At 55.7% G+C, this 19,767-nt stretch carries 15 protein-coding genes and 1 rRNA gene; 10 read left to right on the forward strand and 6 right to left on the reverse strand.

Annotated elements, in window-relative coordinates; all coding sequences use genetic code 11:
- The 5 genes from rrf to aceK all read left to right on the forward strand — a co-directional run bounded on the left by rrf (position 1) and on the right by aceK (position 6,337).
- Positions 1-115: ribosomal RNA gene (gene rrf, locus G6Q29_RS20715) — 5S ribosomal RNA — on the forward strand.
- 202 nt (positions 116-317) lie between these two features.
- Positions 318-1,247: a homoserine O-acetyltransferase MetA gene (gene metA, locus G6Q29_RS20720; RefSeq protein WP_165466935.1), complete on the forward strand. Its 930-nt coding sequence runs from the start codon at positions 318-320 to the stop codon at positions 1,245-1,247.
- 270 nt (positions 1,248-1,517) lie between these two features.
- The gene (gene aceB / locus G6Q29_RS20725; RefSeq protein ID WP_165466936.1) at positions 1,518-3,119 is read left to right on the forward strand and encodes a malate synthase A; all 1,602 of its coding nucleotides are present in this window, start codon (positions 1,518-1,520) and stop codon (positions 3,117-3,119) included.
- Positions 3,120-3,150: 31 nt separating this feature from the next.
- Entirely contained in the window at positions 3,151-4,455 is a 1,305-nt protein-coding gene (aceA, locus tag G6Q29_RS20730; RefSeq protein ID WP_207309812.1) for an isocitrate lyase, read from the forward strand.
- Positions 4,456-4,573: 118 nt separating this feature from the next.
- Positions 4,574-6,337 carry a bifunctional isocitrate dehydrogenase kinase/phosphatase gene (aceK, locus tag G6Q29_RS20735; protein ID WP_165466938.1) on the forward strand — a complete coding sequence of 588 codons (1,764 nt, stop codon included), beginning with the start codon at positions 4,574-4,576 and terminating at the stop codon, positions 6,335-6,337.
- On the opposite strand, the gene iclR is transcribed toward aceK, so the two are convergent.
- The gene (gene iclR, locus G6Q29_RS20740) at positions 6,291-7,118 is read right to left on the reverse strand and encodes a glyoxylate bypass operon transcriptional repressor IclR (protein ID WP_165466939.1); all 828 of its coding nucleotides are present in this window, start codon (positions 7,116-7,118) and stop codon (positions 6,291-6,293) included. The two genes, aceK and iclR, sit on opposite strands and share 47 nt — an antisense overlap.
- A gap of 193 nt (positions 7,119-7,311) precedes the next feature.
- Between iclR and metH the strand changes: the two genes are divergently transcribed.
- Positions 7,312-10,995 carry a methionine synthase gene (gene metH / locus G6Q29_RS20745; protein ID WP_165466940.1) on the forward strand — a complete coding sequence of 1,228 codons (3,684 nt, stop codon included), beginning with the start codon at positions 7,312-7,314 and terminating at the stop codon, positions 10,993-10,995.
- Positions 10,996-11,111: 116 nt separating this feature from the next.
- A complete protein-coding gene (locus G6Q29_RS20750; protein ID WP_165466941.1) occupies positions 11,112-12,743 on the forward strand; it encodes a Na/Pi cotransporter family protein in 1,632 nt (543 codons plus the stop codon).
- Here G6Q29_RS20750 and G6Q29_RS20755 read toward each other — a convergent pair.
- On the reverse strand, positions 12,740-13,027 hold the full coding sequence (locus G6Q29_RS20755) for an addiction module antidote protein (RefSeq protein WP_022650216.1): 288 nt from the start codon (positions 13,025-13,027) through the stop codon (positions 12,740-12,742). The two genes, G6Q29_RS20750 and G6Q29_RS20755, sit on opposite strands and share 4 nt — an antisense overlap.
- 6 nt (positions 13,028-13,033) lie before the next feature.
- Entirely contained in the window at positions 13,034-13,336 is a 303-nt protein-coding gene (locus tag G6Q29_RS20760; RefSeq protein WP_023315213.1) for a type II toxin-antitoxin system RelE/ParE family toxin, read from the reverse strand.
- 197 nt (positions 13,337-13,533) lie between these two features.
- Between G6Q29_RS20760 and rluF the strand changes: the two genes are divergently transcribed.
- The gene (rluF, locus tag G6Q29_RS20765; protein WP_003860347.1) at positions 13,534-14,406 is read left to right on the forward strand and encodes a 23S rRNA pseudouridine(2604) synthase RluF; all 873 of its coding nucleotides are present in this window, start codon (positions 13,534-13,536) and stop codon (positions 14,404-14,406) included.
- Here rluF and G6Q29_RS20770 read toward each other — a convergent pair whose 3' ends face one another.
- The 3 genes from G6Q29_RS20770 to lysC all read right to left on the reverse strand — a co-directional run bounded on the left by G6Q29_RS20770 (position 14,407) and on the right by lysC (position 17,117).
- Positions 14,407-14,679 carry a DUF3811 domain-containing protein gene (locus G6Q29_RS20770; protein ID WP_047354151.1) on the reverse strand — a complete coding sequence of 91 codons (273 nt, stop codon included), beginning with the start codon at positions 14,677-14,679 and terminating at the stop codon, positions 14,407-14,409.
- Positions 14,680-14,729: 50 nt separating this feature from the next.
- Entirely contained in the window at positions 14,730-15,674 is a 945-nt protein-coding gene (panS, locus tag G6Q29_RS20775) for a ketopantoate/pantoate/pantothenate transporter PanS (protein ID WP_165466942.1), read from the reverse strand.
- Between the two features lie 93 nt (positions 15,675-15,767).
- The gene (lysC, locus tag G6Q29_RS20780; RefSeq protein WP_165466943.1) at positions 15,768-17,117 is read right to left on the reverse strand and encodes a lysine-sensitive aspartokinase 3; all 1,350 of its coding nucleotides are present in this window, start codon (positions 17,115-17,117) and stop codon (positions 15,768-15,770) included.
- A gap of 374 nt (positions 17,118-17,491) precedes the next feature.
- On the opposite strand from lysC, the gene pgi reads away from it, so the two are divergent.
- Both pgi and yjbE read left to right on the forward strand, forming a co-directional pair.
- Positions 17,492-19,141, forward strand: coding sequence for a glucose-6-phosphate isomerase (pgi, locus tag G6Q29_RS20785; RefSeq protein ID WP_165466944.1), 1,650 nt, complete (start codon positions 17,492-17,494; stop codon positions 19,139-19,141).
- Between the two features lie 366 nt (positions 19,142-19,507).
- The gene (yjbE, locus tag G6Q29_RS20790) at positions 19,508-19,750 is read left to right on the forward strand and encodes an exopolysaccharide production protein YjbE (RefSeq protein WP_003860341.1); all 243 of its coding nucleotides are present in this window, start codon (positions 19,508-19,510) and stop codon (positions 19,748-19,750) included.
- The last annotated feature ends 17 nt before the right edge of the window (positions 19,751-19,767 follow it).

Consider the following 19,767-nt stretch of genomic DNA (forward strand, 5'->3'; position numbering starts at 1 on the left):
CTGGCGGCTTTAGCGCGGTGGTCCCACCTGACCCCATGCCGAACTCAGAAGTGAAACGCCGTAGCGCCGATGGTAGTGTGGGGTCTCCCCATGTGAGAGTAGGGAACTGCCAGGCATCAATTAAGAAGAACCCCGTACCGAAAGGTGCGGGGTTTTTTGCTTTGGGCGCAGCCCCACCGGGTACGCAAGATCCCACTCACCTCTCCTTGAAACTTTCTCACCTTTCGTTTGCAGACTCGACATTCATACCGTTTCTGGTTATCGTTAGCTGTCTGGATGTCTAAACGTTTATACGTATGCTGTGAGGATTTTAGGTTATGCCGATTCGGGTGCAGGACGAGCTACCAGCCGTCAATTTCTTGCGTGAAGAGAATGTCTTCGTAATGACAACTTCACGTGCTTCTGGTCAGGAAATTCGCCCGCTGAAGGTGCTGATCCTTAATCTGATGCCAAAGAAGATCGAAACGGAGAACCAGTTCCTGCGTTTGCTTTCGAACTCTCCGCTTCAGGTTGATATTCAGCTGCTACGCATTGATGCGCGTGAGTCACGCAACACTCCTGCTGAGCATCTGAATAACTTCTACTGTAACTTTGACGACATTCGCGATGAAAACTTCGATGGATTGATCGTCACGGGTGCACCACTGGGTCTGGTGGAATTTAATGACGTAGCCTATTGGCCGCAGATCAGGCAGGTGCTGGAGTGGGCAAAGGATCACGTCACGTCCACTTTGTTTGTCTGTTGGGCGGTGCAGGCCGCACTGAATATCCTCTATGGCATTCCGAAGCAAACCCGCAGTGACAAACTTTCAGGTGTATACGAACACCACATCCTTCACCCACATGCGCTGCTGACGCGTGGTTTTGATGACACTTTCCTGGCCCCGCATTCTCGCTACGCCGATTTTCCGGCACAGCTGATCCGCGATTACACCGACCTGGAAATCCTGGCCGAAACGGAAGACGGCGATGCCTACCTGTTCGCCAGCAAAGACAAACGCATCGCGTTTGTTACCGGCCATCCTGAGTACGATCCGCACACCCTTGCGTCAGAGTATTTTCGTGACGTTGAAGCGGGCCTGAATCCGGATGTCCCATACAACTATTTCCCGAAAAACGATCCACAAAACACGCCTCGGGCAACCTGGCGAAGCCACGGAAATTTGCTGTTCACCAACTGGCTCAACTATTACGTCTATCAGATTACGCCGTACGATCTTCGCCACATGAATCCGACGCTGGAGTAATCGTCTGCTTTAAACGATCCTAAAGCGTTTCAGCTATTCAAATCAGGCACCTTCGGGTGCTTTTTTTATTTCCGAAATCATACTCAACATCTGATAAAACTTTAATTTTATATTTATCAATCTGTTATGGATAAAAATAAATTAAAATGGAAATTGTTTTTGATTTTGGAAAAATTATAGATAGTCTTAATTCTGCTGAGCGAAAACCATACAACGATCTTTCGCTCGCATCGGGGGCGTGATTTTGGATCTTTGATAAGGAGCAGAACGATGACTCAACAGGCAACAACGGTCGATGAACTGGCCTTTAGCCAGCCGGATGGTGAGCAAGAACAGCAAGTTTTAACGGCCGAAGCGGTAGAGTTTCTGACTGAACTGGTGACCCGCTTTACGCCACAGCGTAATAAGCTGCTAGCGGCACGCATTCATCAACAGCAGGAAATCGATAACGGCAAGTTGCCAGGGTTTATTTCGGAAACCGCTTCCATTCGACATGGTGAATGGAAAATCCGTGGAATACCTGACGATTTGCAGGATCGTCGCGTGGAGATCACCGGCCCGGTAGAGCGCAAAATGGTGATCAACGCCATGAATGCCAACGTCAAAGTGTTTATGGCGGACTTTGAAGATTCCCTCGCGCCGGACTGGCGGAAAGTTATCGACGGGCAGATCAACCTGCGCGACGCCGTCAACGGCACCATCAGCTATACCAACGAAGCCGGTAAAATTTACCAGCTCAAACCGAATCCGGCGGTGCTGATCTGCCGCGTACGCGGTCTGCATTTGCCAGAAAAACACGTCACCTGGCGCGGAGAAGCGATTCCGGGCAGCCTGTTCGACTTTGCCCTGTACTTCTTCCACAACCATAAAAACCTGCTGGCGAAAGGCAGCGGCCCCTATTTCTACCTGCCGAAAACCCAGTCCTGGCAGGAAGCGGCGTGGTGGAGTGAAGTATTCAGCTATGCAGAAGACCGCTTCAGCCTGCCGCGCGGCACCATTAAAGCCACGCTTCTGATTGAAACCCTGCCTGCCGTATTCCAGATGCACGAGATACTGCATGCGCTGCGCGACCACATTGTGGGCCTGAACTGCGGTCGCTGGGATTACATCTTTAGCTACATTAAAACGCTGAAAAACCATGCCGACCGTGTATTGCCGGATCGTCAGGTCGTCACTATGGATAAACCGTTCCTCAGCGCCTACTCGCGCCTGCTGATCAAAACCTGCCACAAGCGCGGTGCCTTTGCGATGGGCGGTATGGCGGCGTTTATCCCGAGCAAAGACGCAGAGCGTAACAATCAGGTGCTCAACAAGGTGAAAGCCGATAAAGAGCTGGAAGCGCGTAACGGCCATGATGGGACGTGGATTGCCCACCCGGGTCTGGCCGATACGGCAATGGAAGTCTTTAACCGTGTACTCGGCGACAACAAAAACCAGCTGTTTGTCACCCGTGAAGACGATGCGCCAATTGCAGAAGAACAGTTGCTGGCGCCGTGTGCGGGCGAACGCACGGAAGAGGGGATGCGCGCCAACATTCGCGTTGCCGTGCAGTACATCGAGGCATGGATTTCAGGCAACGGCTGCGTGCCGATCTACGGCCTGATGGAAGATGCCGCCACGGCGGAAATTTCACGTACCTCCATCTGGCAGTGGATCCACCATCAAAAAACGCTCAGCAACGGCAAACCGGTAACCAAAGCCCTGTTCCGTCAGATGCTGGCCGAAGAGATGCGGGTCATCCAGGACGAACTGGGCGAGCACCGCTTCAGCAGCGGGCGTTTTGACGATGCCGCACGCCTGATGGAGCAAATCACCACCTCTGATGACTTAATCGACTTCCTGACCCTGCCGGGCTACCGCTTCCTGGCGTAATTCACCACATAACAATATGGAGCATCTGCACATGAAAACCCGTACCCAACAAATCGAAGAATTACAGAAAGAGTGGACTCAACCGCGCTGGGAAGGCATTCGTCGCCCATACAGCGCAGAGGAAGTGGTGAAATTACGCGGCTCTGTCAATCCGGAGTGCACGCTTGCGCAGAACGGTGCGGCGAAAATGTGGAAGCTGCTGCACGGTGGCTCCAGAAAGGGCTATATCAACAGCCTCGGCGCACTGACTGGTGGTCAGGCATTACAGCAGGCGAAGGCCGGTATTGAAGCGATTTATCTCTCCGGCTGGCAGGTCGCGGCGGATGCCAACCTGGCCTCCAGTATGTATCCGGATCAGTCCCTCTATCCGGCGAACTCGGTGCCGTCGGTAGTGGATCGGATCAACAATACCTTCCGCCGTGCGGATCAGATCCAGTGGGCTGCGGGTATCGAACCCCACGATCCGCGTTTTATCGACTATTTCCTGCCGATCGTCGCCGATGCGGAAGCCGGTTTCGGCGGCGTGCTGAACGCCTTTGAGCTGATGAAATCGATGATTGAGGCCGGTGCAGCGGCCGTACACTTTGAAGATCAGCTGGCGTCGGTGAAGAAGTGCGGGCATATGGGCGGGAAAGTGTTGGTGCCAACCCAGGAAGCGATCCAGAAGCTGGTTGCCGCGCGTCTGGCTGCTGACGTGCTCGGCGTGCCGACGCTGGTCATTGCCCGTACCGATGCGGACGCGGCGGATCTGATCACCTCTGACTGCGATCCGTACGACAGTGAATTCATCACCGGCGAGCGTACCAGCGAAGGGTTCTATCGCACGCATGCCGGTATTGAACAGGCGATCAGCCGCGGCCTGGCGTATGCTCCTTACGCCGACCTGGTCTGGTGTGAAACCTCCACGCCGGATCTGGCGATGGCGAAGCGCTTTGCCGATGCGATTCATGCGAAGTATCCGGGCAAGCTGCTGGCCTATAACTGTTCGCCGTCCTTCAACTGGCAGAAGAATCTGGATGATAAAACCATCGCCAGCTTCCAGCAGCAGCTGTCAGACATGGGTTACAAGTACCAGTTCATTACCCTGGCGGGTATTCACAGCATGTGGTTCAACATGTTCGACCTGGCACATGCTTATGCGCAGGGCGAAGGTATGAAGCACTATGTTGAGAAGGTGCAGCAGCCAGAATTCGCCGCCGGAAAAGAGGGTTATACCTTCGTTTCTCACCAGCAGGAAGTGGGGACGGGCTACTTCGACAACGTGACGACGATTATTCAGGGCGGCGCCTCCTCCGTCACCGCCTTAACGGGTTCAACGGAAGAAGCACAGTTCTGATGTTTTTCCCCTCACCCCGACCCTCTCCCAGAAGGGGCGAGGGGGAAAACAGATTCGCACCAGACCGTCTCCTCTTCCCTTTGGGGAGAGGGCCAGGGTGAGGGGGGAGGGGGAATATATGTCGCGTGGTCTGGAATTACTGATTGCCCAAACTATTTTGCAGGGCTTCGATGCCCAGTATGGTCGTTTTCTGGAAGTCACCTCCGGCGCGCAACAGCGTTTTGAGCACGCTGACTGGCATGCGGTTCAGCAGGCCATGAAGCAGCGTATCCATCTTTATGACCACCACGTGGGTCTGGTGGTGGAGCAGCTGCGCTGCATTACCGACGGTAAAAGCCCGGATGCGGAATTTTTACTGCGCGTGAAAGCGCATTACACCCATCTGCTACCGGACTACCCGCGCTTCGAGATTGCGGAGAGCTTTTTCAACTCCGTCTATTGCCGGTTATTTGACCACCGCTCATTATCTCCTGAGCGGTTATTTATCTTCAGCTCTCAGCCGGAACGCCGCTTCCGTACCATTCCGCGTCCGCTGGCGAAAGATTTCTTTCCCGATCGCGGCTGGGAAAAGCTCTTGCACCGCGTCTTAACGGATTTACCGCTACGCCTGCCGTGGGAGAATAAAGCGCGCGATATTGGCTATATCCATGCACATCTCAATGAAGCCTTCGGCGCCGAGGTACTCAGTCAAAGCCATTTGCAGGTTGCCAACGAGCTTTTCTACCGCAACAAAGCCGCCTGGCTGGTGGGGAAACTGGTTACGCCGACGGCCATCGTGCCGTTTCTGTTACCGATCCACCGTACCGAAGACGGGGAACTGTTTGTCGATACCTGTCTGACCACCAGCGCCGAGGCCAGCATCGTATTTGGTTTCGCCCGCTCCTATTTTATGGTTTATGCGCCGTTGCCTGCCGCGCTGGTGGAGTGGCTGCGCGAGATCCTGCCGGGCAAAACCACCGCCGAGCTGTATATGGCGATTGGCTGTCAGAAGCACGCTAAAACGGAAAGCTATCGGGAATACCTGCGTTATGTCACCACGGCCGATGAGCAGTTTATTGAGGCACCCGGCATTCGAGGTATGGTGATGCTGGTGTTTACGCTTCCGGGTTTCGACCGGGTTTTTAAGGTGATTAAAGACCGGTTCGCGCCGCAGAAAGAGATGACTGCCGCGCACGTTCGTGCCTGCTATCAGCTGGTTAAAGAGCACGATCGCGTCGGGCGTATGGCGGATACTCAGGAATTCGAAAACTTTGTGCTGAATAAGCAGCAGATCGACCCGGCACTCATGGGACTATTAATGCAGGAAGCGCCCGCGAAAATCACCGATCTTGGCGACAAAATCGTGATTAGCCATCTTTATATTGAGCGTCGCATGGTGCCGCTGAACATCTGGCTGGAGCAGTCCGAGGGTCAGGCGCTGCGGGATGCCATTGAAGAGTACGGCAACGCGATCCGCCAGCTTGCCGCGGCCAATATTTTTCCGGGCGACATGCTGTTTAAAAACTTTGGCGTTACCCGTCACGGGCGAGTGGTGTTCTACGATTACGATGAAATTTGTTACATGACCGAAGTAAATTTCCGCGATATCCCGCCGCCCCGCTATCCGGAAGATGAACTTTCCGGCGAGCCGTGGTACAGCGTCTCGCCGGGCGATGTGTTTCCCGAAGAGTTTCGCCACTGGCTGTGCGCCGACCCGCGCATCGGGCCGCTATTTGAAGAGATGCATGCCGATCTGTTCCGTGCCAGCTACTGGCGCGGACTGCAAACGCGGATTAAAAATGGGCACGTGGAAGATGTGTACGCTTACCGCCGCAAGCAGCGGTTTTGCATCCGGTTTAACGAATCCCACCATACGCCAGCGTTACCTCTTTCGCGGCCTTAATCACCAGCGCACCTAACTCGGTTACGCGGTCGTCGGTCATGCGCGAAATCGGCCCGGAGATGGAAATTGCGGCAAACGGCTCGCGATGCTCGTCAAAGATACAGGCCGCGATGCAGCGTAACCCCAAAGCGTGTTCTTCATCATCAAACGAATAGCCGCGCTTGCGGGTTAACGCCAGATCCTCTTTCAGATGCACCGGCGAAACCAGCGTGGCATGGGTATAGGCGTGCAGCCCTTTACGATGCAGCAGCCCTGTCACCTGCTCTTCGCTGAGCTGCGAGAGAAACGCTTTTCCTGCGCCAGAGGCGTGCATCGGCAGCTTGCCGCCAATCGGCGCGGACATGCGCATCAGCTGCGTGCACTGCACCTGGTCGATGATAATCGCCTGGTGATCGCTCTGATCCAGCACAGCCAGGTTTACCGTCTCGCCGGACTCCTCCATCAGCTTGCGCAGAATCGGGTGGACAATCGCCAGCAGGTTGCGGCTTTGCAGGAAGCTGCTGCCGACAATAAACGCATGTGCGCCCACCGCCCAGTGTCCCAGTTCACCGACCTGGCGGACAAAGCCCAGCTGCTGCATGGTGGTCAGCAGGCGGTGCGTGGTGGAGTTCGGCAGGCCAGCCTGCTGGGCCAGCTCCGTCAGGGCCACACTACCCTGCGATTCGGCTATCCATTCCAGCAGCTTCAGGCCACGCGTCAGGGATTGAACCTGTCCGCCGGGCTGTGCGGCAGGATTGGCAGCAGGTTTTCTGCCGCGTTTAGCGGGAACAGTCGTAACCATGACGAACTCCTTTTTCTGTATCGTGGAAATCATTTTCGTTTTATTTGGTGTTTTTGCAACCGCTTTCCTGACTGATCGGAGGAGTGATGGTGAACATGTCTCATGTTACCGCTGTGTGGCTTTTCGACCCTGCGAGATTATGCCAGTATGGAACGCAGCCTTTTGGCCATGTTGAGCGTTGTCGGGAGCAAGTGTGAGCAGCAAAGTAGAGCAACTGCGTGCGCAGTTAAATGAACGAATTCTGGTGCTGGACGGCGGCATGGGCACCATGATCCAGGGTTATCGTCTGAGTGAAGACGATTTCCGCGGCGAGCGCTTTGCCGACTGGCCTTGTGACCTGAAAGGAAACAATGACCTGCTGGTGTTGAGCAAACCGTCTGTTATCAGGGATATCCACAACGCCTACTTTGAAGCGGGCGCGGATATCGTTGAAACCAACACCTTTAACTCGACAACCATCGCCATGGCGGATTACCAGATGGAATCCCTGTCGGCGGAGATCAACTTTGAAGCGGCGAAGCTGGCGCGCGCCTGCGCCGACGAATGGACGGCCCGCACGCCGGACAAACCGCGCTACGTTGCCGGGGTGCTTGGCCCAACCAACCGCACCGCGTCGATTTCTCCGGACGTGAACGATCCAGCATTCCGCAATATCACCTTTGACCAGCTGGTCGCAGCCTATCGTGAATCGACCAACGCGCTGGTGGAAGGCGGTTCCGACCTGATCCTGATCGAAACGGTTTTCGACACCCTCAACGCCAAAGCCGCGATATACGCGGTGAAAGAGGAGTTTGAAGCGCTGGGCGTTGACCTGCCAATCATGATTTCCGGCACCATCACCGACGCCTCGGGGCGCACGCTTTCCGGCCAGACAACCGAAGCCTTTTATAACTCTCTGCGCCATGCCGAAGCGCTCTCCTTCGGCCTGAACTGCGCGCTGGGGCCGGACGAGCTGCGCCAGTACGTGCAGGAGCTTTCGCGCATCGCAGAGTGCTACGTCACCGCGCACCCGAACGCGGGTCTGCCGAACGCGTTTGGTGAATACGATCTCGATGCCGATACCATGGCGGCACAAATCCGCGAGTGGGCAGAGTCGGGCTTCCTGAACATCGTCGGCGGCTGCTGCGGCACCACGCCGGAGCATATCGCCGCCATGAGCAACGCCGTCGCCGGGCTTCCACCGCGCAAGCTGCCCGAGCTTCCGGTAGCCTGCCGCCTTTCCGGCCTTGAGCCGTTGACCATCGGCGACGACAGCCTGTTTGTGAACGTGGGTGAGCGTACTAACGTCACCGGTTCCGCGAAGTTCAAGCGCCTGATTAAAGAAGAGAAGTACAGCGAAGCGCTGGACGTTGCCCGCCAGCAGGTGGAAAGCGGCGCGCAGATTATCGATATCAACATGGACGAGGGGATGCTCGACGCCGAGGCGGCGATGGTGCGTTTCCTCAACCTGATCGCCGGCGAGCCGGACATTGCCCGCGTGCCGATCATGATCGACTCTTCAAAATGGGACGTCATTGAGAAGGGGCTGAAGTGCATTCAGGGCAAAGGCATCGTTAACTCCATCTCAATGAAAGAGGGCGTCGATACCTTTATCCACCACGCGAAGCTGGTGCGCCGCTACGGTGCCGCCGTGGTGGTGATGGCCTTCGATGAAGTGGGCCAGGCCGATACCCGCGAGCGCAAAATCGAGATTTGCCGCCGCGCGTACAAAATTTTGACCGAAGAGGTGGGCTTCCCGCCGGAAGACATTATCTTCGACCCGAACATCTTCGCCGTCGCGACCGGTATCGAAGAACACAATAACTACGCGCAGGACTTTATCGGCGCGTGTGAAGACATTAAACGCGAATTGCCGCATGCGCTGATCTCCGGCGGCGTATCGAACGTCTCGTTCTCGTTCCGCGGCAACGACCCGGTGCGCGAAGCGATCCACGCGGTATTCCTTTATTACGCCATCCGCAACGGCATGGACATGGGCATCGTTAACGCCGGCCAGCTGGCCATTTACGACGACCTCCCTGCCGAGCTGCGCGACGCGGTAGAAGATGTGATCCTTAACCGCCGCGATGACGCCACCGAGCGCATGCTGGATCTGGCGGAGAAATACCGCGGCAGTAAGTCTGACGACTCTGCCAACGTTCAGCAGGCCGAATGGCGTTCCTGGGACGTGAAAAAACGTCTGGAATACTCGCTGGTCAAAGGCATTACCGAGTTCATCGAGCAGGACACCGAAGAGGCACGTCAGCAGGCAGCCCGCCCGATTGAAGTGATTGAAGGGCCGCTGATGGATGGCATGAACGTGGTCGGCGATCTGTTCGGCGAGGGCAAAATGTTCCTGCCGCAGGTGGTAAAATCGGCTCGCGTGATGAAGCAGGCCGTCGCTTATCTGGAGCCGTTTATCGAGGCCAGCAAAGAGAAAGGCTCCAGCAACGGCAAGATGGTTATCGCCACCGTGAAGGGCGACGTGCACGACATCGGCAAAAACATTGTTGGCGTGGTATTGCAGTGCAATAACTATGAAATTATCGATCTGGGCGTGATGGTCCCGGCGGATAAAATCCTCAAAACCGCGCGCGAAGTGAATGCGGATCTGATTGGTCTTTCCGGGTTGATCACGCCGTCGCTGGACGAAATGGTCAACGTGGCAAAAGAGATGGAGCGCCAGGGCTTCACCATTCCGCTGCTGATTGGCGGGGCAACCACCTCGAAAGCCCACACGGCGGTGAAAATCGAGCAGAACTACAGTGGGCCGACGGTGTATGTTCAAAATGCCTCGCGCACGGTGGGCGTGGTCTCCGCGCTGCTGTCCGACACCCAGCGCGATGACTTTGTCGCCCGCACCCGCAAAGAGTATGAAACCGTCCGCATTCAGCATGGACGTAAGAAACCGCGCACACCGCCGGTTTCGCTTCAGGCGGCGCGCGATAACGATCTGGCGTTCGACTGGTCCAGCTATACGCCGCCGGTCGCGCACCGTCTGGGCGTGCAGGACGTGACGGCCAGCATCGAAACGCTGCGTAACTACATCGACTGGACGCCGTTCTTCATGACCTGGTCGCTGGCGGGCAAATATCCGCGCATTCTTGAAGATGAGGTGGTTGGCGTTGAGGCGAAGCGCCTGTTTAAAGATGCCAATGACATGCTCGACAGGCTGAGCGCAGAGAAAGCCCTCAACCCGCGCGGCGTGGTGGGGCTGTTCCCGGCGAACCGCGTGGGCGACGACATAGAAATCTACCGCGATGAAACCCGCACCCATGTGCTGGCCGTGAGCCACCATCTGCGCCAGCAAACCGAGAAAGTGGGCTTTGCCAACTACTGCCTGGCGGATTTCGTCGCACCGAAACTCTCCGGTAAAGCCGACTATATCGGCGCGTTTGCCGTAACCGGCGGTCTGGAAGAAGACGCGCTGGCGGATGCGTACGACGCACAGCACGATGATTACAACAAAATCATGGTGAAAGCGATCGCCGATCGCCTGGCGGAAGCCTTTGCTGAGTACCTCCACGAGCGCGTACGTAAGGTGTACTGGGGCTACGCGGCGAATGAGAACCTCAGTAATGAGGAGCTGATCCGCGAAAACTACCAGGGCATTCGTCCGGCGCCAGGCTATCCGGCCTGCCCGGAACACACCGAAAAGGGCACCATCTGGAAACTTCTCGACGTTGAAGCGCATACGGGCATGAAACTTACCGAGTCGTTCGCCATGTGGCCGGGCGCGTCCGTTTCCGGCTGGTATTTCAGCCACCCGGACAGCAAGTATTTCGCCGTGGCACAGCTTCAGCGCGATCAGATTGAGGATTACGCCCTGCGTAAAAGTATGAGCGTATCAGAGGTAGAACGCTGGCTGGCGCCGAATTTAGGCTACGACGCAGACTAACGTCACTTTTCCTTACAACAAACAGGGCACCGCTAAGGTGCCCTGTCTCTTTCTTACGTTTAAACCCTTATACTGAACCTCAGGAATACGAATAACGATAAGGAGGAATGCCTACCGTGTTGACGTTGTTACACCTGCTCTCCGCAGTCGCACTGCTGGTATGGGGCACCCATATCGTTCGTACCGGCGTAATGCGCGTGTTTGGTGCACGTTTACGTACCGTGCTCAGCGGCAGCGTTGAGAAGAAGCCGCTCGCCTTCTGCGCGGGTATTGGCGTGACGGCGCTGGTGCAAAGCAGCAATGCCACCACCATGCTCGTCACCTCGTTCGTGGCACAGGATCTGGTGGCGCTCGCCCCGGCGCTGGTGATTGTCCTTGGTGCCGACGTCGGTACCGCGCTGATGGCGCGTATCCTGACCTTCGATCTCTCCTGGCTGTCGCCGCTGCTGATTTTTATAGGCGTTATTTTCTTCCTTGGCCGTAAGCAAAGCCGTGCCGGGCAGCTTGGCCGCGTTGGGATTGGCCTCGGGCTTATCCTGCTGGCGCTGGAGCTGATTGTGCAGGCGGTCACGCCAATCACCCAGGCCAGCGGCGTGCAGGTCATCTTCGCCTCGCTGACCGGCGATATTATGCTGGATGCGCTGATCGGCGCGGTATTTGCCATTGTCAGCTACTCCAGCCTGGCAGCGGTCTTGCTGACGGCGACCTTAACCGCCGCAGGGGTAATCTCTTTCCCTGTGGCGCTGTGTCTGGTGATCGGTGCCAACCTCGGCTCAGGCCTGCTGGCAATGCTCAACAACAGCGCGGCCAATGCCGCTGCCCGCCGCGTGGCGCTCGGGAGCCTGCTGTTTAAGCTGGTGGGTAGCCTGATTATTCTGCCGTTTGTGCATCCGCTGGCGAACCTGATGGACAATCTCTCTCTGCCAAAAGCGGAGCTGGTGATCTACTTCCACGTCTTCTACAACCTGGTGCGCTGTCTGGCGATGGTGCCCTTTGCCGCGCCGATGGCCCGTTTCTGCGAGCGGCTTATTCGTGATGAACCGGAGCTGGACGCGCGGCTCAAGCCGAAGCATCTGGACACCGCGGTGCTGGACACGCCCGCGCTGGCCATCGCGAATGCCGCGCGCGAAACCCTGCGCATGGGCGATGCGATGGAAACCATGCTGGAAGGGCTGCAAAAGGTGATGCACGGCGAGCCGCGCGAGGAGAAAGAGCTGCGCAGGCTGGCGGACGATATCAACGTGCTTTATACCGCCATCAAGCTCTATCTGGCGCGGATCCCGCAGGATGAGCTGGCGGAAGAGGAGTCGCGCCGCTGGGCGGAAATCATCGAAATGTCGCTAAACCTGGAGCAGGCTTCGGATATTGTCGAGCGTATGGGCAGTGAAATTGCGGACAAATCCCTGGCAGCACGCCGGGCGTTTTCTGTTGAAGGGCTGAAAGAGCTGGAAGCGCTGCACGAGCAGCTGGTCAGCAATCTGAAGCTGGCGATGTCCGTCTTCTTCTCCAGCGACGTGCCGGGGGCGCGCCGCCTGCGCCGCAATAAGCACCGTTTCCGCATCCTTAATCGCCGCTACTCGCACGCCCACGTTGAGCGCCTGCATCAGCAGAACGTGCAGAGTATCGAGACCAGCTCCCTGCACCTGGGGCTGCTGGGGGATATGAAACGTCTCAACTCGTTGTTCTGCGCGGTGGCGTACAGCGTGATGGAGCAACCGGATGAAGACGACGAGCGGGATGAGTATTAATCCCCAGAGGGTTTGATTGTTAACCCAAGGCCCAATGCTTTCATGACCGCCAGCGTGGTTTTGAGCGTTGGGTTCCCCTTATCACTGAACGATCGATACAGTTGTTCTCGTGACAGGCCCGTTTGCTGGGAAATGGTCGACATCCCTTTCGCTCGGGCGATGACGCCCAGCGCTTTAGCAATGTACGCTGAGTCACCCGTCTCTAATGCATCAGCCATAAACACAGCGATTTCCTCGTCATCCACCAGTGCGTTGGCTGGATCGTAGGGTGTTAATTTATGCATGCTCATTCACTCCTGCCATTGGGATACATTGCTCAGCATTTTTGCCATAAGTATGTCTCTGGCCTGGCTGCTTTTGTCACCACCACATAACAGCACGATGATGCAATTGCCCTGGTCCTTAAAATAGACTCTGTAGCCCGGGCCAAAGTGGATCCTCAGTTCACTGATACCTTCCCCCACGGGTCTAATGTCGCCCGCTAAGCCATTTGCCAGCCTAAAGAGGCGGGAAGCGATAATCGTCTTTGCCCGCCTGTCCTTTAAATTTTGCTCCCAGCGTCGGAAGGATTCTGTCTGAACGATCTCCTTCATATTACTCACTGTGATTTATAAACTACAAGCAATTGTCTCTGGAGAGTAAAGCTAAAAGGGGTTAGCTCAAGAATAAATAGCCTGACGCTAAATCCTGAAAGCGTCTCGCAAACTAAAAAACCCGTCTCAGTAACCGTCGGCTAATCTTTTTTTCCAGCCCAAACCTAAGGTATATTTCGCCCTTCACAGGAGAAACTATGCTGCCAACTCAATCAACCCGATTAAACAAATACATTAGCGAGAGCGGGATCTGCTCACGTCGCGAGGCTGACCGTTACATTGAACAGGGTAACGTGTTTCTTAACGGCAAACGCGCCACCATTGGCGATCAGGTGGTGCCTGGCGACGTGGTGAAAGTGAATGGTCAGGTCATCGAACCGCGTGATGCTGAAGACCTGGTGTTTATCGCGTTGAACAAACCGGTTGGGATTGTCAGCACCACGGAAGACGGCGAGCGGGACAACATCGTTGATTTCGTTAACCACAGCAGCCGTATCTTCCCGATTGGCCGTCTGGATAAAGACTCTCAGGGGCTGATTTTCCTCACCAATCACGGTGACCTGGTCAACAAAATCCTGCGTGCCGGTAACGACCACGAGAAAGAGTATATTGTTACGGTGAACAAGCCGGTTACGGACGAGTTCATCCGCGGTATGGGCGCAGGCGTGCCGATTCTGGGCACCGTGACGAAGAAGTGTAAAGTCAGAAAAGAGGCGCCGTTTGCGTTTCGTATCACGCTGGTGCAGGGCCTGAACCGCCAGATCCGCCGCATGTGCGAGTACTTCGGTTATGAAGTGACGAAACTGGAACGCACGCGCATCATGAACGTCAGCCTGTCCGGGATCCCGCTGGGGGAGTGGCGTGACTTAACGGATGACGAGCTGATCGAGCTGTTCAAACTTATCGAAAACTCCTCGTCCGAAGCGAAGCCGAAGGCCAAAGCCAAACCGAAAACGCAGGCGATTAAGCGTCCGGTGGTGAAGGCGCCGCAGGCGGAAGAGAAAGGGCGAGGCAAGCCGGGCAACGGGAAACGTTTTACCCAGCCGGGCCGTAAAAAGAAAGGGCGTTGATTAGCGCCTTCCACGGGTTGATGTGCTGGCGGACCAGGAGAAGGTTGCCTCTGCATCCGGTTTATAAGCCTGCTCTTTTTTCAGCTTGCGGGCTTTTTTCGCCGCGGCCTCACGTTGCGCCATCAGCTTGTCGATGTACTCTTTTTTAACCTGATTGGTTTCGGCGTTCGTCAGCGTGCGGCCATGTGCGATGCGGGCGCGGTCGAGGAGCGTTTTCAGTTCGCGCTGCTCGGCTTCGGTCATGTCTTTCTGGGTCAAACGTGGTGTAGCCATTGCTGAAGCCTCCTGATGGGGAGGCTTCAGTGTAAAGCAAGCCGAGACAATTAACCCTGTTTCACCGCATCTTTTTTCGGTTGTTCATCAATCGGCTTACCGGACCAGTAACCTGCTAACAGCGAGCCGGACAGGTTGTGCCAGACGGAGAACAGCGCCCCCGGCAGCGCTGCCAGCGGTGAGAAGTAAATTTTACCCAGCGCCGCCGCCAGGCCGGAGTTCTGCATCCCCACTTCGATCGCCAGCGTGCGGCAGGTGGATTCGTCAAAGCCAAACAGCTTCCCGCCCCAGTATCCGCCCAGCAGACCAATGGTGTTATGCAGCACAACCGCGACGATCACTACAAAGCCCACCGAAGCAATGTGCGAGGCGGAGCCGGCTACCACGGCGCTGATAATGGCCAGTATGCAGATCATCGAAAACGCGGGCAGATACGGCTCAACCGCTTTTACCACCCGCGGGAAGAGATGGTGGATCACCAGCCCCAGCGCAATTGGGATCACCACGATTTGCAGGATGCTGAGCAGCATGCCCATCACGTCCACCTGGATATGTGCGTCCACGTACAGGCGGGTTAACAGAGGCGTGGCAATCACGCCCACCAGCGTGGAAACGGACGAGATGGTGACGGAAAGCGCCACGTCGCCTTTCGCCAGATAGATCATGACGTTAGATGCCGTGCCGCTGGCGACGCTCCCCACGAGCACCATCCCGGCGGAAAGGTCGGGCGGCATCTTAAAGGCCATCGCCAGCAGCCACGCTGCGAGCGGCATCACCAGATAGTGCAGGAAAATCCCTGCGGCAACCGGTGCCGGGCGAGACAGTACGCGTTTGAAATCGTCGATTTTCAGATGCACGCCCATGCCGAACATAATGAGCATCAGCAGCGTGGTGACCCACGGACCAATGCCCGTAAACGTGGTGGGCGTGTAATACGCGAGTACGGAGAGCAGCAGCGCCCATAACGGGAACAGCCGGGTGATAGCGGATAACATAGTGAATTCCTTGCAGTATTGTCGTGTTGTTTTGTTATGAAAAAGCCGGGTCTGTGCCCGGCTTATCGATATTGTTTAACGTGCTAACGAATTTTATTCAAACAAATTCTGATGAAGTTTTTGCACGACCTGCTCGGCCTGATCGGCAGGGACCAGGAAGCAGAGGTTGTAGCTGGATGCGCCGTAGCAGATCATGCGGATATTGAACGGGTCGAGCACGCCGAAGACCTCTTTGCCCACGCCGCAGGCGCGCGACAGCTTGTTGCCGATGATCGCTACCAGCGCCAGCTCTTCTTCCACCTCCACGCGGCACAGCTCGGAAAGCTCAATCAGCAGCGACTGCGTCAGCAGGGTATCACCCGTTGAGGTTGAGCCGGTGGTGTCGAGTGTCAGCGCGATGCTGACTTCTGACGTGGTGATCAGATCTACGGAGATATTATGGCGCGCCAGGATGCCAAACACTTCTGCCAGGAAGCCGCGGGAGTGCAGCATATTATGGCTGTGCAGGGTAACCAGCGTCTGCTTACGACGCAGAGCCAGCGCGCGGAACAGCGGCGGATTTTCTGTTTTCTTGCAGACCAGCGTCCCGCCTGCTTTTGGATCTTTACTGGAGCCGACAAAGACCGGAATGTCGCTGCGCACGGCGGGCAGCAGCGTGGCCGGATGCAGCACTTTCGCGCCGAAGGTAGCCATTTCAGCCGCTTCTTCAAAGGCGATCACATCAATACGTTTTGCCGCAGATACCACGCGCGGATCGGTGGTGTAGATACCCGGCACGTCCGTCCAGATATCCACGCGGGTGGCATGCAGGGCTTCACCCAGTAGGGCGGCGGTATAGTCGCTGCCGCCACGGCCCAGCGTGGTAGTGCGCCCTTTGGCTTCGCTGCCGATAAAACCCTGGGTGATCACAATGCCTTCATCCAGGCGCGGGGCAAGCTGCTGGTTCGTTAGCTCTGCCAGGGCTTCAACGTCCGGCTCGGCGCGGCCAAAACGGTCGCTGGTGCGCATGACTTTACGCACGTCGAACCACTGCGCCTGAATATTACGCTCGCGCATGATCTCAACAAACAGCAGGGTGGACATCAGTTCGCCGTGGCTGACCAGTTCGTCGGTCAGTGCGCTGGAGGTAGCCAGCGACGCCGCTTCTGCCAGGGTGGTGATATTTTCCAGCAGGCGTTCCACTTCCTCACGAATGACGTTCGGGTTTTGCAGACGTTCAAGAATATCGAACTGAATTTTGCGCAGTGCATCCAGCTTAACGAAACGTTCGGTCGCTTCCAGCCCTTCAGACAGAGAAACCAGCAGGTTCGTCACGCCAGCAGAGGCGGAAAGCACCACCAGGCGGGTATTCGGATCGGCCAGCACCACATCGGCGCTGCGGTTCATGGCATCGTAGTCTGCCACACTGGTGCCGCCAAACTTGGCGACCACAAAACTCGTCATAACAACCTCGTGTCAGGGAATGAATAGAGCGACCTTGGCACAAGAATGGAGCGAGAACAGGTGCAGGCGCAAAATACGGCCCTATAAATAAAATGCGGGGGAGGTCCTGTCAATGCTGGGATTATGCGGATTTTTCATGGGGGGGTACCCCTCAGAAACAGGACTTATAACAGGCCCCTATTTTATGCTCCTTTTACCCCCCTTTTGACCGACAATTCGCCGCTCCGGGAGGGCACTTCAGCAGCTATACTTTTCGGGTCTTTTCACCTGCGTTTGATGCAGACCAGGGCAATGGCATAAAAACCATCACAATTTTTATTTGCAGGCGCTACAATCGACCGCAGTCACAATTCTCAAATCAGAAGAGTATTGCTATGAAAAACATCAACCCAACGCAGACCGCTGCATGGCAGGCACTACAGAAACATTTTGATGAAATGAAAGACGTCACCATCGCGGATCTGTTCGCGAAAGATGCCGATCGTTTCAGCAAGTTTTCCGCCACCTTCGATGACCTGATGCTGGTGGATTTTTCCAAGAACCGTATCACCGAAGAGACGCTGGCGAAGCTGCAAGATCTGGCGAAAGAGACTCAACTGGCAGATGCCATCAAATCCATGTTCTCCGGTGAGAAGATCAACCGCACCGAAGATCGTGCCGTGCTGCACGTGGCGCTGCGCAACCGTAGCAATACTCCAATTATCGTTGACGGCAAAGATGTGATGCCAGAAGTAAACGCGGTGCTGGAAAAGATGAAAACCTTCTCGGAAGCGATCATCTCAGGTCAGTGGAAAGGCTACACCGGCAAGGCGATCACCGACGTGGTGAACATCGGTATCGGCGGCTCTGACCTCGGCCCATTCATGGTGACCGAAGCGCTGCGTCCGTACAAAAACCACCTTAATATGCACTTCGTCTCTAACGTCGATGGGACGCACATCGCTGAAGTGCTGAAAAAGGTGAACCCGGAAACCACACTGTTCCTGGTGGCGTCAAAAACCTTCACCACCCAGGAAACCATGACCAACGCCCACAGCGCGCGCGACTGGTTCCTGAAAACCGCGGGTGACGAAAAGCACGTGGCGAAACACTTCGCAGCATTGTCCACCAACGGTAAAGCGGTGGGCGAGTTCGGTATTGATACCGCGAACATGTTTGAGTTCTGGGACTGGGTGGGCGGCCGCTACTCACTGTGGTCTGCGATCGGTCTGTCCATCATCCTGTCCGTGGGCTTCGACAACTTCGTTGAACTGCTCTCCGGCGCGCATGCGATGGACAAACACTTCTCCACCACCGCGCCTGAGAAAAACCTGCCGGTGCTGCTGGCGCTGATCGGGATCTGGTACAACAACTTCTTCGGCGCTGAAACCGAAGCGATTCTGCCGTACGACCAGTACATGCACCGCTTTGCGGCCTACTTCCAGCAGGGCAACATGGAATCCAACGGCAAGTACGTTGACCGTAACGGCAACGCGGTGGATTACCAGACTGGCCCAATCATCTGGGGTGAGCCGGGCACCAACGGTCAGCACGCGTTCTACCAGCTGATCCACCAGGGCACCAAAATGGTACCGTGCGATTTCATCGCCCCGGCGATTACGCACAACCCGCTGTCCGACCACCATCCGAAGCTGCTGTCTAACTTCTTCGCCCAGACCGAAGCGCTGGCGTTCGGTAAATCCCGCGAGGTGGTTGAGCAGGAGTACCGTGACCAGGGTAAAGATCCGGCCACGCTGGAGCACGTTGTGCCGTTTAAAGTGTTCGAAGGCAACCGTCCAACTAACTCCATTCTGCTGCGTGAAATCACGCCGTTCAGCCTGGGCGCGCTGATTGCCCTTTATGAGCATAAGATCTTCACTCAGGGCGCTATCCTGAACATCTTCACCTTTGACCAGTGGGGCGTTGAGCTGGGCAAACAGCTGGCAAACCGCATTCTGCCAGAGCTGGGCGACGATAAAGCAATCGACAGTCACGACAGCTCCACCAATGGTTTGATTAACCGTTATAAAGCCTGGCGTGCGTAATAAATATGTCATGAACAATGCCGGCAATATGCCGGCATTTTTTTATCGGATAATTCCTGATGTCTGTTAGTTAACTCAAATTCTGAATCTGAGTTTAATCCGAAAAAGACGGTTACCCCGTTAATTGTTGAGGTTTATTTTAAGAAAATACGGAGTAATACTTTAATGCTTTTATATTATAACTGTTTGATCTTTAATGATTATATATTTCATTGATTCTTTTTTCTTTTCATTTTTAACCATTAGTCTGAAAACCTCCTCCCTATTTACCCCTACGGTAAACCCACAGCTTTAGTTGTGTATACTCGAATCCGCCTGAATTTCTTTTCGGGCAAATCTCCATTCATTCATTGAAGGGAAATTGTTATGAAGAAAGTACTGTATGGCATTTTTGCCATATCTGCGCTTGCGGCGACGTCTGTCTATGCAGCCCCGGTCCAGGTCGGGGAAGCAGCAGGGTCGGCAGCGACGTCTGCGTCTGCGGGGAGTTCTACCGCAGCCAGCACCAGCGCCGTAAGTTCTGCCGTGGGTGTCGCGCTGGCGGCAACCGGTGGCGGTGATGGCTCCAATACCGGAACCACGACCACTACGACGACCAGCACCCAGTAATACCGGGTGTTTTAATC

The sequence above is a fragment of the Enterobacter cloacae genome, from assembly GCF_011078175.1.
In the GTDB taxonomy this organism is placed as follows: Bacteria; Pseudomonadota; Gammaproteobacteria; order Enterobacterales; family Enterobacteriaceae; genus Enterobacter; species Enterobacter cloacae_Q.